General features: G+C 36.8%; 15 protein-coding genes, 1 tRNA gene and 1 pseudogene. 5 read left to right on the top strand and 12 right to left on the bottom strand.

What is annotated here, in order from left to right; translation table 11 throughout:
* A complete protein-coding gene (locus ACNFU2_RS00585; RefSeq protein ID WP_273647582.1) occupies window positions 1–756 on the bottom strand; it encodes a hypothetical protein in 756 nt (251 codons plus the stop codon).
* 156 nt (window positions 757–912) lie between these two features.
* Here ACNFU2_RS00585 and ACNFU2_RS00580 point away from each other — a divergent pair, with 156 nt between their 5' ends.
* A complete protein-coding gene (locus tag ACNFU2_RS00580) occupies window positions 913–1,236 on the top strand; it encodes a helix-turn-helix domain-containing protein (RefSeq protein ID WP_273647581.1) in 324 nt (107 codons plus the stop codon).
* Window positions 1,237–1,290: 54 nt separating this feature from the next.
* Window positions 1,291–1,635, top strand: a complete 345-nt coding sequence (locus ACNFU2_RS00575) for a hypothetical protein (RefSeq protein WP_273647580.1) — start codon at window positions 1,291–1,293, stop codon at window positions 1,633–1,635.
* Window positions 1,636–2,419: 784 nt separating this feature from the next.
* Here the strand turns inward: ACNFU2_RS00575 and ACNFU2_RS00570 are convergent.
* The 4 genes from ACNFU2_RS00570 to holA all read right to left on the bottom strand — a co-directional run bounded on the left by ACNFU2_RS00570 (window position 2,420) and on the right by holA (window position 6,452).
* Window positions 2,420–3,640, bottom strand: coding sequence for a site-specific integrase (locus ACNFU2_RS00570; protein WP_418123255.1), 1,221 nt, complete (start codon window positions 3,638–3,640; stop codon window positions 2,420–2,422).
* 253 nt (window positions 3,641–3,893) lie between these two features.
* A tRNA-Ser gene (locus ACNFU2_RS00565) sits at window positions 3,894–3,978 on the bottom strand.
* A gap of 226 nt (window positions 3,979–4,204) precedes the next feature.
* Entirely contained in the window at window positions 4,205–5,146 is a 942-nt protein-coding gene (gene trxB / locus ACNFU2_RS00560) for a thioredoxin-disulfide reductase (protein WP_172277927.1), read from the bottom strand.
* 268 nt (window positions 5,147–5,414) lie between these two features.
* On the bottom strand, window positions 5,415–6,452 hold the full coding sequence (holA, locus tag ACNFU2_RS00555; protein ID WP_306611606.1) for a DNA polymerase III subunit delta: 1,038 nt from the start codon (window positions 6,450–6,452) through the stop codon (window positions 5,415–5,417).
* A 6-nt stretch (window positions 6,453–6,458) separates the two neighbouring features.
* Here holA and ACNFU2_RS00550 point away from each other — a divergent pair, with 6 nt between their 5' ends.
* From ACNFU2_RS00550 to ACNFU2_RS00540, 3 genes are all read left to right on the top strand, one after another.
* Entirely contained in the window at window positions 6,459–6,893 is a 435-nt protein-coding gene (locus ACNFU2_RS00550; RefSeq protein ID WP_273647577.1) for a type I restriction enzyme HsdR N-terminal domain-containing protein, read from the top strand.
* 232 nt (window positions 6,894–7,125) lie between these two features.
* Window positions 7,126–7,737, top strand: a complete 612-nt coding sequence (locus ACNFU2_RS00545) for an HAD family hydrolase (protein ID WP_273647576.1) — start codon at window positions 7,126–7,128, stop codon at window positions 7,735–7,737.
* 193 nt (window positions 7,738–7,930) lie between these two features.
* A complete protein-coding gene (locus ACNFU2_RS00540) occupies window positions 7,931–8,674 on the top strand; it encodes a dienelactone hydrolase family protein (protein ID WP_273647575.1) in 744 nt (247 codons plus the stop codon).
* Window positions 8,675–8,758: 84 nt separating this feature from the next.
* On the opposite strand, the gene ACNFU2_RS00535 is transcribed toward ACNFU2_RS00540, so the two are convergent.
* The 7 genes and pseudogenes from ACNFU2_RS00535 to ACNFU2_RS00505 all read right to left on the bottom strand — a co-directional run bounded on the left by ACNFU2_RS00535 (window position 8,759) and on the right by ACNFU2_RS00505 (window position 13,344).
* Window positions 8,759–9,118: a cupin domain-containing protein gene (locus ACNFU2_RS00535; protein ID WP_273647574.1), complete on the bottom strand. Its 360-nt coding sequence runs from the start codon at window positions 9,116–9,118 to the stop codon at window positions 8,759–8,761.
* A complete protein-coding gene (locus ACNFU2_RS00530; RefSeq protein ID WP_306611603.1) occupies window positions 9,115–9,645 on the bottom strand; it encodes a GNAT family N-acetyltransferase in 531 nt (176 codons plus the stop codon). The genes ACNFU2_RS00535 and ACNFU2_RS00530 overlap by 4 nt, the downstream gene beginning before the upstream one ends.
* A 5-nt stretch (window positions 9,646–9,650) precedes the next feature.
* A complete protein-coding gene (locus ACNFU2_RS00525) occupies window positions 9,651–10,256 on the bottom strand; it encodes a DUF2911 domain-containing protein (protein WP_172277915.1) in 606 nt (201 codons plus the stop codon).
* 78 nt (window positions 10,257–10,334) lie between these two features.
* Window positions 10,335–10,889 (bottom strand): DinB family protein, encoded by a 555-nt coding sequence (locus ACNFU2_RS00520; protein WP_273647572.1) that lies wholly within the window; start codon window positions 10,887–10,889, stop codon window positions 10,335–10,337.
* A 54-nt stretch (window positions 10,890–10,943) separates the two neighbouring features.
* A complete protein-coding gene (locus tag ACNFU2_RS00515; RefSeq protein WP_273647571.1) occupies window positions 10,944–11,477 on the bottom strand; it encodes a Crp/Fnr family transcriptional regulator in 534 nt (177 codons plus the stop codon).
* Between the two features lie 48 nt (window positions 11,478–11,525).
* The gene (locus tag ACNFU2_RS00510; protein ID WP_418123250.1) at window positions 11,526–12,569 is read right to left on the bottom strand and encodes a bifunctional transcriptional activator/DNA repair enzyme AdaA; all 1,044 of its coding nucleotides are present in this window, start codon (window positions 12,567–12,569) and stop codon (window positions 11,526–11,528) included.
* Window positions 12,569–13,344 (bottom strand): annotated as a pseudogene (locus ACNFU2_RS00505) (isocitrate lyase/PEP mutase family protein). The gene ACNFU2_RS00510 and the pseudogene ACNFU2_RS00505 overlap by 1 nt, the downstream one beginning before the upstream one ends.
* Window positions 13,345–13,428 lie beyond the last annotated feature (84 nt).

The following is a 13,428-nucleotide window of genomic DNA, read 5'->3' as shown; positions in this document are numbered from 1 at the left end:
TTAAATTCCCTTTAATTGCATTGTTACATCCGAAGTAAATTTTTCTTGTAAGTAAGGAGTATCCATTCCTGTCTGTGGAGCATATAAAAACACAGCTACTGCACCTACAACCACCACAGCTCCTGCAACTGCCACAACTGCCCAAACAACAGTGTCAGTATCAAACCAAACCGTATCCCCAGCCTGTATTTTGATTTGTCTCGCTTTTGAAGCAACCTCTGGGACTGATGTAGAACTGCTGATGTCACTTTGTTCTTTGACCTGTGTCGCATAAAGATTTGTAAGCTCTGTTGCCGTTGCATCATTAGTTTGAGCTAATGCTATTGTTTCTTTTCTTACAAGCTGGGCAGCCTCTTTAATGGCAGCTTCAACTTTGTAATAATCCCCAGAAGAAATGTCTGTTCTGAATTTATCCAAATAACCAGGATTTGAAACTTCAATATTATTAACAACATTATTTTGGAATGCTTCAATCTCTGCAATTTTTGTATTGTCAGTAATAAAGTTTCTAAAGTTTAATTCTTTAAAATCTGATAAGCTATTAGCAATATCTCCTTCAAAAAACATTACTCCTTTAAAAACATCAGCATCACTAAGCGATGCTATTTTTGAAAAATTACTACTGTTTTTTTCATTTTTGATTTCAATACTCTGATTGTCACGAGTATCACCTTGACTACACGACATGTTTAAAAACGAAGCAAGTAATGTACCTAATATGATAGGATGACTTGCGATTTTTCTTACCGATTTCATAATATAATGTTATTAAGTTTTAATATTTGGTAAAACTATAGATTAATACCTTATTTAACAATCCGTAAAATGTATACTTTATACGTTTTTAGAATACAATTATTTTGTTTATAAATTCACAATAATTTTATATTTTTGATTTATATTTTTGACATTATGAAAGTCAGATTAGAAAAAATAAGAGAAAAACGCATACAAAAAGGTTATTCTCAAACATATATTGCAGATCTACTTGATATTTCACAAGCACAGTATAGTCGTTTAGAAAAGGGAGAAAATGATTTTGATATAAAAAAACTGGGTGAATTATTAGAAATTTTAGATATTAATTTTTTTGATGTCATTGAATTCAGTGGTAAGCAAAAACTTTTTGCTAATTCATTACTATTAGGAGGTAGTGGCTTTTACAATAGAGATGCTGAGTTGATTAAGAAAATTGTAACTGAGGTTGTGGATAATTTATTTACTTATCTCCAATAAGTTTGAAAATATTTGAAATTTCTAGATTTAATTGATGTAAAATAGAGATTGATCGTGAGAAATAATGTCATTAAAAATATATGTATCGCCTTAACTACAGGATCTGCAGTCTATGTAATTAATAAGTGGTACTATACAAAAGAATTAGACTATCTTGCATTAGTATTTGTTATTTTATTCCCTCTTATTGCAACATTACTACCATACTTCAATCGTAAAGATTATATTTTTAAATTTGAGCCATCTGATTGGACTCAACTTCCAGATGGCCACTTCCACATGAATGTTCCTTACAAAGTCCATGGAATAGAAAACCCAAAAGCAGTACTTTATGTTATAATTAACAATTCGTTATCGCGTGTATCCGGATCTCTTAATGTGGAAACAAATATCTCTTAAATTGAAAATAGTGAATCCCTCCGTAAGATCAAACAGGTCTACAGGAAGGTTCAGTGCTTTGTACAGCTGAAATAGAGAATGAGATTCGAAATAGTCTAGTGATTCCAATTTTACTGCATTACAAATTTGAATTCCAAATTTAATAATTTGAAAACTTAAACTGATGAAATCAGGAATTGATTTGTAGTCTTGATACAAATATTAATATTTAGAAAATGCTTAATCCTGATATGCTCCTCAATGTCTATAATTACCTGATTGATAAGCTAATATTTTTTATAGTAATTCAAACAACAGGTTAATAACTAGATAACACCATAAAAAAATAAGCACACCCAACGGCATTCATTGTTGCGGGTCTGGCATCAAATATAGAATCTAGTACTCTCAATAATTCTATCTGGACTAACAATTATCGCCCGAATCGGTTGTGATATAGATAGCTCCGTCCTTGTTTGCTTCGTATAAATCATCTCCCTTTGCAAAAACTTCAGCTAATTTATCCACCTACCTTTAATTTCTTTACACTTTTAACAATAAATGCTAAAAGCAGTTCACCACTTGTGCTTATCCTAACTTATAGTAAATTTCAAATTATAATATTAAATATTTCTGAAGAAAAAATTGATTCTATAAGTATAGTTTAATTTGACTTAATCGAACCAAATCATCGATAAAAGTGTTTGAAGATACGCTCGTTAAGGTCCCTTGACAGGAATTATTTTAGACTTTCCGTTTTCAATTAATGACTGTTCTACCAAGATAATTGAGCAAGAAATAACGTCTATTTTTGTTCTCCAAGTTTACCTTTTAGAGTTAACATGTCGTTACTCAATTTTTCATCCAAAATCTTAGCATATTGTTGTGTAGTTTTAATATTTTTATGTCCCAGCATTTTGCTCACGCTTTCAATCGGTACTCCATTAGACAATGTAACAGTAGTAGCAAAAGTATGTCTTGCTATATGAAATGTCAAATCTTTATTGATTCCACAGACACTAGCAATTTCTTTGAGATAAGAATTCATTTTCTGATTGCTAAGAACTGGGAAAAGGACATCTGAATTCACACATTGCGGATGATTTTTATATTTTAAAACCAGCTCCTGAGCTAAAGTCAATAATGGAATTCTGGTTGAAGTACCGGTCTTTTGACGATGTGTAAAAATCCACTGTTCCCCATCAATACCAATATTGATGTTAGATTTTGATAATTGTTTTACATCTACATAAGCCAGACCTGTATAGCAACTAAAAAGAAAAATATCTCGTACTTGCTTCAATCGATCGGAAACAAATTCCTTCTCATAGATCATCTGAATTTCTTCTTTAGCAAGGTAAGGACGTTCAACAGCTTTAATCTTTGCTTTATAGCCCAGAAAAGGATCTTTAATGATCCATCCGTGGGCCATACATAATCGGATGATCTTTTTGAAATTCTTTAGGTATTTCACAGCTGTATTGTTTCCACATTTACGTACACTGCGGAGCCAGAAGTCATAATCACTTACAAAACCGTGATCGATTTGCGTGATATCAATATCAGAAACTTTGTATTTCCATCTAATGAATTCCTGTCTATGCTTTAAAGAAGTTTTATAACGCTCCAGTGTTCCTGGGGCAAAATCCTTACCAACCAAAGCTTCCACTTTGTCATTATGCTCCTGGAATATCGGAATAAGCATTCTTTGCTCAATATCAGTTCCAAGCAGTTTAGATTTTAAACTCTCTGCTGTTACAAAGTTTTCATCTTTCAGCATCAGGTAGTGGAAATCGTAAACTTTCTGTTCTAAAGTTTTAAGATAGAGATTCAGTGTTTTTGCTTCTTGCGAATTGCTTAGTGCTTTGTGTGCTTTAACATCCCATTTCTTCGGATCGATATACCTTTTAGCAGCAATGTCTGCTGCCTTGCCGTCTATCGTAATTCGTAAGTAGATGGGAGCGGTTCCGTTGTTTCTGATTTTATTCTTTTTGATAAAGAATAACAGGTTGAATGTTTTGTTCATTGTGTGATAACTTTAATGATTTACTAATTTACTTTTTGTTACCACTTTTTGCAAGATGTACAATCGTTAGACTGCTTATTGGTCGGGCTTTCCGTGATTTTTCGTGACCCATTTTTGTTATTTTTCGAATGGGATACGAAATAGGACATATAAATCGTGACCTAGTTTGTTTTTTTTTGATACTGCACTAAAACAAAAAACGCTGTAAACATGATGTTTACAGCGTTTTAGCTTATTTTGGTTTCTAACCTTGCGGAGAGTGAGGGATTCGAACCCCCGGACCTGTTACAGTCAACAGTTTTCAAGACTGCCGCAATCGACCACTCTGCCAACTCTCCCTGAACTCCGGCTATGCCTTCGTTTTCAGTGGTGCAAATATAGAACGTTTTTTAATTCTGACAAAATAATTCCCGGATAAATTTTAACAAAATAAAATAATCAGCTAGAAATCAACCGGATTAATTTCCTGGGATTGTCTTTCTGTGTGTATTGATCAACAAACAGGATAAAAAATAAACGCACCAATTCATGATGCGTTTATGATATGATGTATTGATTCAAGTATTAATGCAGTTCAGCAAGATACTTTTCAGCATCCATGGCTGCCATACATCCGCTTCCCGCAGCTGTAATGGCCTGTCTGTAGATGTGATCCTGAACATCTCCTGCTGCAAAAACACCAGGAAGGTTGGTTCTTGTTGATCCTTTCTCCGTTTGAATATACCCGTTTTCATCCAGATCAATTTGTCCGGCGAAGATATCTGTATTAGGCTTGTGGCCGATGGCAATAAAGATCCCGTGCACATCCACGGTAGATTTTTCCTGAGTCTGGTTATTGATCACCACAGCTCTTTCTACAAGATTGTTTTCCCCTTCGATCCCGATCAATTCGTGATGAAACTTCACTTCAATATTCGGTGTATTCTGAACTCTGTGAACCATTGCTTTTGAAGCTCTGAACTCATCCTTTCTTACCAACATGGTTACTTTATTCACCAATTTTGCAAGATAGGTAGCTTCCTCAGCAGCTGTATCACCCGCTCCTACTACCACTACGTCTTTTCCTCTGTAGAAAAATCCATCACAAGTGGCACAAGCAGATACTCCTCCTCCATTATATTTTTTCTCATCGTCCAGCCCCAGATATTTTGCAGTGGCTCCTGTAGAGATAATTACTGTTCTTGCCAGGATTTCTTTGTTTCCAGCATACAATTTATGAACACCACCTACTTCTTTAGAAAATTCAGCCTTTGTGATCATTTCATAATGAACTTTGGTGTCAAATCTTTCTGCCTGTTTCTGCAAATCCATCATCATTTCAGGACCTGTAATACCTGCAGGATATCCGGGAAAGTTATCAACCTCCGTTGTTGTTGTTAATTGTCCGCCCGGTTCCAAACCTGTGAACAATTCAGGTTTAAGATCTGCTCTTGCTGCATAAATTGCCGCTGTGAACCCAGATGGCCCTGATCCAACTATTACACAATCTAAAATGTTTTGCTCCATAATTTACTTTTCAAAAAGATTAAAATTAAAGTTCGCTAATTTCGTAATTTTTAATGTTTTATTAAAGGAATTTTAATGATACTTGTCAATAATCAATATGTCGATTGTCGATGAATGTAGTATTGGTTATCAGGCGCTGGTTTCGGGTTCATCAGAGTTTCAAAACTGCTAAATTGCTTAATCGCGAAATCGCTTTATATGTCAACATGAGCAATCTCCGACTTCTCAGCGCTCTATAAAAATCTTACCCCCTCAACTCTCATCCAACCTACACCTTCATCTTAAACTTATCCACATTAATAATCTTATATACCAGTTCCTTGATCAATTCTGCTTCGCTCATATTCACGGCACCAAGCCCCTTTCCTTTCATATCGAATTCCCTTAAAATAGAAATAACCCTTGTTGCATGTTTCAGAGGATATAGCCTGGCTGTTTCTGCATAATCTTTTATAAAATAGGGGTTGATTCCCATCTGAGAGGCGATAACCTGTGGTGGCTGCCCTGCCATTGTCTGGTAAATAATTACATTTGAAAAATAATTGTACAAACTGGCCAGCATCATCACAAAAGGATTATTCTTGGGATTTTTTCCCATAAAATGGGCAATTTTAAATGCTGCATTGGAATTCTTTGTTCCCAAAGCCTTCTGAAGTTCAAAGACATTGAATTCTTTACTGATCCCGATGTGGTTTTCAACGATCGTTCCGTCCAGAACTTCTCCTTCCTTTAAAATGATCTTTAATTTTCCAAGCTCATTGGCGATCCGTGAAAGATCATTTCCAAGATACTCCGCTAAAAGATGGGAAATATTAGGTGCTGTCTTAATATTCAGCTTGATGCATTCATCAGCAATCCATTTAGGAAGATTATTCTCCCGGATCGATTCGCTCAGGAAAAGAGCCTTTGCCTTGTCCAATGCTTTTGTTACTTTTTTGCGGCTGTCCAGCTTTTTATGCTTGTGGGCAAAAACAAGAACGGTGGAAGGTACAGGGTTTTCAACATAAGATTCCAGGATTCTGCTTTCCTCTTCATTCAGCCTGAGATCCTGTGCTTCTTTTACAATGATCACCTGCTTGTCCCCCATCATAGGAAATTGTCTTGCCAGCGAAAGAACTTCCTGATAGGTAGTATCTTTCCCATAGGTCACGGTCTGGTTGAAAGCTTTTTCATCCTCTTCCAGAAAGTCGTGTTCAAGAGCCTTTACGGCAACATCAATAAAATAAGGTTCATCTCCGTGGAAAAAATAAATCGGTAAAACTTCTTTATTTTTAATATTTTTGAGGATTAAATCTAATTCTTTCATCTTTTAATGGAACTTCCAAAACTGAATTTTCAGGAAACTTTTGATTTTAAATTCAAGAAAGACAAAGATAAGTTTTTTATTTATGACTTGGTTCGTAAAACTTACCTTTTGCTTACCCCTGAAGAATGGGTAAGACAACATTGGATACATTATTATCTTACTGTAAAATCCTACTCCGTATCTGCTTTGGTTACGGAAAAAAAGATCGTTTTAAACGGCCTCACAAAAAGAGTTGACCTGCTGATCACAGAAAAAGCCCAGCCTATTGTTTTGGTGGAATGCAAAGCTCCCCATATTAAACTGACGGAAAAAACTTTTGAACAAACGGCAAGATACAATTCGATCATCGGAGCTAAAGAAATTGTCCTTACCAACGGCCTTCAACATATCAATGCTTATTTTGAGAATGAGCAGTATCAGTTTTATAAAGCGGATCATTAAAATTCCATTTGCCATTCAACACATCAGCAACCGATTGTATATGAATCCTCCCGTTAACTAATAGTTCACAATTTTTAAACACAGTCTATAGTTCATAAGAGCATAAATCTCCCTACATTTAAGCTACAAAAATTGTAAATCATTAAATAACAAAGCACTTAAGAGATTCAGTTGAATGTAAAATTCAGATGATAAAGCTATTGTGCGGTTAGTAAATATTGAGCGGATTACTATGAACATCAGGAATATTATATTCGATTTCGGGGGCGTTTTAATGGATTGGAACCCAAGATATTTTTTCAGGGACTATTTCAATGACGATGAGAAAATGGAATATTTCCTTACCCACATCGCACAGTCTGAATGGAATGAGGAACAGGACCGGGGAAGAAGTCTTATGGAAGGAACCAACATTCAGGTTCAGAAATTTCCGGATTGGGAAAGAGAGCTTAGAGCCTATTATGACAACTGGCATGTTATGCTGAAAAGTGATATTCCACAAAATGTGGAGGTTTTAAGAAAACTCAGCAAAACCAATTATCATCTTTACGGACTCACCAACTGGTCTGAAGAAACATTTCCCTACGCTCTTGAAAATTATGATTTCTTCCAGCTTTTTGATGGAAAAATTGTGGTCTCAGGAACCGAAAAACTGATAAAACCGGATCCCAAAATATGGCATCTCCTACTGGAACGTTACGATATCCATGCTCATGAATCTGTTTTTATAGATGACAATCCAAAGAATATTGAAATGGCAGAATCTTTAGGTTTTCATACCATACAGGTATATCCTACAACAGATCTGGAAAAAGAACTGATCGGTTTGGGATTGAAATTCTAATAAATAACGGATTAACAATGTTTTAATGGTTCTTCTAATAAGTTATTTTTATTAACTTAGATGAGGATTTTGATACATTTTTGTTACTTTATTGAGGAGAAATCCCCTCTCTTTACATGCAGTTTCAAGATCGTATCTCATCCATATTCCTTCAGCTATTAAAGAATAATTAGTGTAATTAAAATAACAAAATATGATACGTTCCATCTTATTAACCACCCTTTTTATGACATCGGGAGCATTATTCAGTCAAAACTTAAAACCCGTTTCTTATCAGGACGGCTCACAGAAGCTCAATGGCCTTGTAACATCCAATGCCGGAAAAAAGCTTCCGGGAATACTGATTTTACCCGCCTGGAAAGGAATTGATGACGAAGCCAAAACAGCTGCTGTAGAGCTTGAAAAACAAGGTTATATTGCGTTTATTGCTGATATTTACGGTGAAGGGAATGTTCCTGCCGACAACGACGCAGCCGGAAAAGCAGCGGGACATTACAAACAAAATTATACGGAATATCAAAAACGGATTTCATTGGCGTTAGAACAGCTTAAAAAGAGCGGTGCATCCAACGGGAAAGTAGCTGTGATCGGCTATTGTTTCGGTGGAACCGGAGCTTTGGAAGTTGCCAGGGCCAATATGCCTGTAGCCGGTGTTGTATCGATTCATGGAAGCATTGGTAAGGACCAGACAAGAAAGAACGGTCCGATCTCAACGAAAATGCTGATTGAAAATCCAGCAGACGATAAAGGAGTTACCCAACAGGATTATGATAACCTGGTGAAAGAAATGAACGACGGGGCTGCTGACTGGCAGATCATCACCTATGCTCATTCAAAGCATACGTTTACTGATCCAAAATCTCCTGATTACAATGAAGTGATGGCTAAGAGAGCATGGAACCATACCCTGATGTTTTTGAAAGAAATTCTGAAGTAACTTTTATCCGGACAATGTATTGATCTGGCGATACAACAACCTTATATTGTCAGATCAATATACTGTCCGGTTTCTTATTAATGGCTACTCTTCCCTGTTCACCAGTTCCATGGAAAAGGCAGGAAGACAGATCGCAATGTATTCACAGGGCTCAGTAAAAGGATTACTGTAACGTACTCTGGCTCCCTTTTCCACAAGAATGCTTTGCCCCTTTTCAAGGATGACCGTTTCACCGTCAATTTCAAACTGCTTTTTTCCGGAAACAATAATGGTAAATTCATCAAACTGAGGAGTCTGGTGAGGTTCGCTCCAACCGGGAGGTGCTACCATATGAGCAATTGATATATCTGAATTATTCGTAGAATTTCCCCAATGTTCCTCAATGAGTTTCCCATCTGTAGTGGGAACGATAAAAGGGGATTTCTGAATTTTATATTTTTTCATTTCAGCCAGCTTTCTTTTTTGATTTCGTACACAAAGTTGGTCCGGGTAGGTTCTGCAAAATAAGCAACCTCTTCTTCTCCTGTTTTTACACCTCCCAATCGTTCCATAGCAATCTGGGAGCGGAGATTTTCTTTTCCTACATGGAAATGAACTTTATCCACGAACTGAAAAATGTAATCCAGCATCAGCTTTTTCACTTTAGGATTGATGCCTTTTCCCCAGGATTTTGTTCCATAAAACGTATACCCGATAAAGATGCTGCTGTCATCTTCGTCGTAATTATAATAACGGGAGCTTCCCAATACGTCTCCCGATGCTTTATCAATAATTTTAAAAGCTCCTTTACTTTCCATCGCTCCCTGAAAAAAGCTTTCAAAAATGTCTCTCTTGTAACGGTCTTTGTTCGGGTGTTGTTCCCAGACCTTAGGATCTGAAGCCAGCTCGTATACAGATTCAAAATCCCCTTGTACCAAGGGGATTAATTGAAGTTCATCATTTTCTAAAATAGGTTGAACAGAGAAATTCATACGTCTTAGCTTTTGGTTTTAGCTGCGTCGGTTTCTATTTTCTTGATTTCTTTCAACTTATCAGAAATTTTGATCACCGCATCTAATTTTGCCGGCTTCAAAGCAACTTCTGCCTGAGCCATATCCCACTTAATAACCAAATTTCCGGAATTTTCATCGGTAGGGTTTAATGTAATTTCAAACCATTCCTGCTTATCTGCTAATTTATTTACGGGTACGGTAACGTCTACAACATCCTGCTTTGGATCATAGGTGTACGCGCCCCATTGCTGGAAATCTTTATTTAAAATAACTTTCCATTCTTTTTCAGTTGGAATAATGAATAGTCCATAAGTCCCTGCAGGAACTGTTTTCCCTCCAAAGTTAACGGACTGTCCGAAAGTAATTTTTGTTGAAGAGTTTGCTCCTGCTCTCCACACCTGTCCATAAGGAACCAATTCACCGAAAATTTTACGGCCTTTCACTCCGGGTCTTCCATAATCGATCGTAATCTTAGACATCGAAAATTGTTGTTCCACTCTCTGACGTGGACTTGCTGCCGGTACAGAATAATCCTGTGCAAAACTTAAAGCTGAAGCAGACAGGCAAACTGCGAATAGTAATTTCTTCACGTGTAAATTTTTGCCTAAAATTACGAAATCAAAATAAAACAGCCCTCCCCATTCTTAATAATTTTTGCTTTCGCACTATTAATTTTTAAGACTTTCCAATACTTTTTTTGCCTGCTCAATATGCCTCAAATGATGGTAGATCACAAAACGTAAAGTGTCTCCCAGCTTCAGTTTAATAAGCTTTGAAATACTGATGTTCGTTCTGGTCTTTTCAAGGTTAATATCTTTAGCTTTCTCAAGCAGTCCGAGTAATTGATGCTGTTGTTCAATAAAATCCTTCAACACGTTCTTATCCAATTTACTGTGAATGGAATTCATTGTTTTGAATGTTTTCATTGGATTAAGCTTCTCTTTTGGAAGCATGGACTTTGCGAAGTAGTCCCCTAAAATTCCAGGTGAAAAAGTAACTTTGGGTGGAAATTTTGAAGATAATATCCTTCGGTGGATTTCCGGAATATAAAATTGACCGTACCGGTTAAGGTGCGCTATACATTCCAGTACAGTCCAGGAGTTTTCAGAGGTTCTGTAATTGAGTTCCTGATCCGTTCTATTGAGAAGAGTTTCTACGTACCGGGTGTTATTTTGCGTAATTTCCTTTAATTCTGATAATAATTGAGCGGTAAGAATTTTCATTGATCCTTTTTCTACAAACTTCAGGATTAATCCATTCTGAAATCTTGATTGAACTCAAGATTTCTTTAGCCTCGATAATGTTTCGGGGCTCATGCGCAGATAATTGGCAATATATTTATTGGGAATCTCCTGAAACAGCTTCGGACTCCTTTTCAAAACCCTCTCAAAACGCTCACGGGGAGAATAGATCAGGAGATCTTTTTCCCTTTCAATCTGTTGCAGAACGAGATCTTCCAGAACATGGGTCCACCAATTCAGATGCTGGTAATCCGACCGGATCAACTCATAAAAATTTTTCTTGGTGGCTATTTTTACAGTAGTCCTTTTTATAGCCTGGATGTAAAAATCAGAGGGTTTTTCTGATAAAAAAGAATCAAGTGAAACAATAATGTTCCCTTTATATCCAAACCTGACGATCCGTTCTTCATCCTCATCCATGATAAAAATCCTTACACTTCCTTCTTGCACAAAGTAAATATGAGTATCAGTCTCTCCTTTTACTTTTAAAAACTGGTATCGCTGAATGGTTTTCTGAGCCTGAAATAAACCGGCATCGATCATTGTTTGGATGGTATTTACAGAACTCATAAATTCCGGATATTTGTTATGATGTGTTCTATAAATTTAAATAAAAAATCAGAATAAGATCGCTTTTTCCAGCTCCAGTAATTTTTGTTTTCTCCAGATGCCACCGGCATAGCCAACCAGGTCACCATTAGACCCGATCACCCTATGACAAGGAACCAATATAGCTATTTTATTAATCCCATTGGCGGTTCCTACAGCACGTATAGCCTTTGGGTTTCCTAAAACCTCAGATTGCTGCTTATAGGTCCTGGTCTCTCCCATTGGAATTTCACGTAGCAGCTGCCATACTTTTTCCTGAAACTCTGTACCCGTTATGTATAACGGAACATCAAAAGACTTTCGCCTGCCCTCAAAATATTCCTGTAATTCTCTTTCGAGCTGCTGGAAATGTTTGTTTTCTCCCTGAACGATTTCTGCATTGAGGAATTTTGACAACGAAGCAAACTGCCGGTCCATATTTTTCCGGTCTGTAAATTCAAGAAGACAGATTCCTTCATCAACAGCACAAGCAAACATGATTCCTAAAGGTGTTTCAATCCTTTTAAGGTCAATAATCTTCTGCCTTCCTGTATGTTTTGGGGAGACTCCTACTATATTTTTAAAGCGTTCATTAAAACCACTCAGACTTTCATAACCCGAGGCCATTGCGGCATCGAGAATACTTTCCCCGTTTTTAATCCTTTTGAAAGCCCTATTTACCTTCAGTTTCCTTTGAAAAGCATGAAAAGTGATCCCGTGATTTTTCAAAAACCAACGGCGAACTGTTACCGGCTCTATATTTCTCGCGATCAAGTCGGAGTCTTTAATTTTCACCGATTCATCACCCATTAATTCATTCAGCAATTCCCGGATGTAGGATGGTGTTTCATTGAGTTTTTCCAGCGGCCTGCATACTTTGCATGCTCTGTAACCATGTGCGATAGCCTCTTTCGTGTCTAAAAAAAACTCCACATTTTCTCTTTTGGGCTTTCTGGCAGTGCAGGTGGGACGGCAGAATATTCCGGTCGTTTTTACGGCCATCCAGTACGTTCCTTCAAATGTGGAATCCTTTTCCAGGGAAGCCTGATACATTCTGTCTTCTGTAAGCCTCATTATGATATAAAAATAGGTGAAAAGCTTTGTTTTGCAACAACCTCGCGGCCCGCATCTTCCAAATGATCATAAATGTATCCGTTTAAAAAACTACCTGAGGAAATTCTTTTTACATTAAGCGTTTTTAAAGTTTCAAAATCGGGTAATTCCGGCATACACATAACATTGATAGGAGTCTCCGTGGCGTTCACAATGGTTTTGATATCCTCTTCATCGGTAATACACGGTACAAAGATCCCATCCACTCCCAGTTCTTCAAAGATCCGGATTCTTTGCAAAGTTCTTCAACAGGATTTTCAATTCCCATCAAAAAGGGATCTGTGCGGAAATTGATGAAAATCTCAACAGCATTGTCTTTCAGTTTTGAAATAACAGGTCGGAATTTTTCATAAATCTCATCCTGTGATAGTAATCTCCTTTTTCCGTCCACCACGATACTGTCTTCAATATTAATCCCTACAGCTCCGGCAGCCGACAGTTTGGAAATATTGGAAACGATCTCATCGGTTGTATTTCCATAACCCGCTTCCAGGTCCACGGATACAGGAATATGAACAGATTTCAGTATCCTTTCAGCCATATAGAAATACTCATCAAAACTCATCTCTTCTCCATCCTCGTACCCCAAACTATGCGCTACCGCAGAGCTTGAAGTGGCTAAAGCTTTATAGCCCAGCTTTTCGTATACTTTCGCGCTTTGTACATTCCATACATTTCCCACCAATAAAGGTTCATTACCATGATGCAGATCTCTGAAAAGTTGAATATTTGTCATTTCTCTTTTTTTTATAAAATTAAGTACTATGTGGTATATTTTGCAACCGAAAAATGAACAAGTATTTTTATTCTTTTATATTTC

The sequence above is a fragment of the Chryseobacterium sp. PTM-20240506 genome (genome assembly GCF_048296755.1).
Lineage (GTDB): Bacteria > Bacteroidota > Bacteroidia > Flavobacteriales > Weeksellaceae > Chryseobacterium > Chryseobacterium proteolyticum.
The sequence above is the reverse complement of the archived record's forward strand: the minus strand, read 5'-3'. Positions and strand labels throughout refer to the sequence as shown.

Excerpts from the sequence above, each read along its gene's own strand:
- ACNFU2_RS00585 (WP_273647582.1), bottom strand. The coding sequence starts at position 756 with ATGAAATCGGTAAGAAAAATCGCAAGTCATCCTATCATATTAGGTACA.
- ACNFU2_RS00580 (WP_273647581.1), top strand. The coding sequence starts at position 913 with ATGAAAGTCAGATTAGAAAAAATAAGAGAAAAACGCATACAAAAAGGT.
- ACNFU2_RS00570 (WP_418123255.1), bottom strand. The coding sequence starts at position 3,640 with ATGAACAAAACATTCAACCTGTTATTCTTTATCAAAAAGAATAAAATC.
- trxB (WP_172277927.1), bottom strand. The coding sequence starts at position 5,146 with ATGGAGCAAAACATTTTAGATTGTGTAATAGTTGGATCAGGGCCATCT.
- holA (WP_306611606.1), bottom strand. The coding sequence starts at position 6,452 with ATGAAAGAATTAGATTTAATCCTCAAAAATATTAAAAATAAAGAAGTT.
- ACNFU2_RS00550 (WP_273647577.1), top strand. The coding sequence starts at position 6,459 with ATGGAACTTCCAAAACTGAATTTTCAGGAAACTTTTGATTTTAAATTC.
- ACNFU2_RS00545 (WP_273647576.1), top strand. The coding sequence starts at position 7,126 with ATGAACATCAGGAATATTATATTCGATTTCGGGGGCGTTTTAATGGAT.
- ACNFU2_RS00540 (WP_273647575.1), top strand. The coding sequence starts at position 7,931 with ATGATACGTTCCATCTTATTAACCACCCTTTTTATGACATCGGGAGCA.
- ACNFU2_RS00535 (WP_273647574.1), bottom strand. The coding sequence starts at position 9,118 with ATGAAAAAATATAAAATTCAGAAATCCCCTTTTATCGTTCCCACTACA.
- ACNFU2_RS00530 (WP_306611603.1), bottom strand. The coding sequence starts at position 9,645 with ATGAATTTCTCTGTTCAACCTATTTTAGAAAATGATGAACTTCAATTA.
- ACNFU2_RS00520 (WP_273647572.1), bottom strand. The coding sequence starts at position 10,889 with ATGAAAATTCTTACCGCTCAATTATTATCAGAATTAAAGGAAATTACG.
- ACNFU2_RS00515 (WP_273647571.1), bottom strand. The coding sequence starts at position 11,477 with ATGAGTTCTGTAAATACCATCCAAACAATGATCGATGCCGGTTTATTT.
- ACNFU2_RS00510 (WP_418123250.1), bottom strand. The coding sequence starts at position 12,569 with ATGAGGCTTACAGAAGACAGAATGTATCAGGCTTCCCTGGAAAAGGAT.